The 961-nt window shown below is 41.0% G+C and carries 1 protein-coding gene; it reads right to left on the minus strand.

Annotated features, from left to right (window positions below; translation table 11 throughout):
• The coding region (locus tag V2W16_RS11145; RefSeq protein WP_329386027.1) for a replication initiation factor domain-containing protein at positions 1-860 on the minus strand (860 nt) is incomplete at its 3' end.
• Positions 861-961 lie beyond the last annotated feature (101 nt).

Consider the following 961-nt stretch of genomic DNA (forward strand, 5'->3'; position numbering starts at 1 on the left):
CCTAATGCGTCATGTTCTTCCAAGAAGTAAAAACTTTTGACAGCGGAAATCACGCCACCCTCTGTGAGCCATTGCTGTGTTTCTTCAAGGGAATTTTGCTGTTTTGGTACTTGCAGTTTTAAGACTTCCACAGCCCCTAAAAAGCGTTCCCAAAACCGACAAGTTTTCCATCTGCTCTTATTACTTTCGTTTCTGTTTGGTACGACAAAGCGTAGGTTGTTTGCCAATAGACCGAAAGCCAGTTCTCCAAGTTCCAGCGGTCTTTCCTTGAATGTCATGGCAAAAGCATGAGCCTTATCATCACGCAGTTGCATTTCTGTCCGTTTCCAACTGCCGACTTCCTCAAGCGTCTTATTATGTTTTGAACAGACTTCCTTATCCTTATCATAAAAGCGGTAGGACAATCCCGATTTACCAGCACCGATATAAACAGTCTTTGCGGTGTCGAAATCATCAAACTTGCTTTCGTCAAAGTGGTAGCCCTCACTATTCGAGATAAATTCCTCTTTTTCGCATTTCTTCTTTATCTGCTCTATGGTAAAAAATGGCTTTTCGTTTTTATCATCAATGGCAATATCAAGCCTTGTGAAGTGGAAGTTATCCTGTCCGTATCTTCGCTCACAATGTTTGAACATATCCCCAAAAGTACAATTCCTACTGTCGAGAATACGGAAAATATCATCACACCCTCTGCCGGTCATAACAAGATAACAGCCTAACCCTTGTGGGTTATCCTCTGTTTTTCTTGCGTCGCCCGATACATAAATATCTCCAATCTGCCAGCGTGCTTGATAGGTTTTGTATTTAATGCTTGCCGGATAGACATTGAAAATGTCAGTCGGTAAACCTAAAATGTGCATGATGACATCTTCAGCAGTTGCCGTTTCAAATACAATGCTGATGTAATCAATCTTAACGGATAAATTTTTGTGTGTAGTTATAGTGCATTACTCCTTTCGTA

It is taken from the genome of Anaerofustis butyriciformans, assembly GCF_036289385.1.
GTDB classification, from domain to species: domain Bacteria; phylum Bacillota; class Clostridia; order Eubacteriales; family Anaerofustaceae; genus Anaerofustis; species Anaerofustis butyriciformans.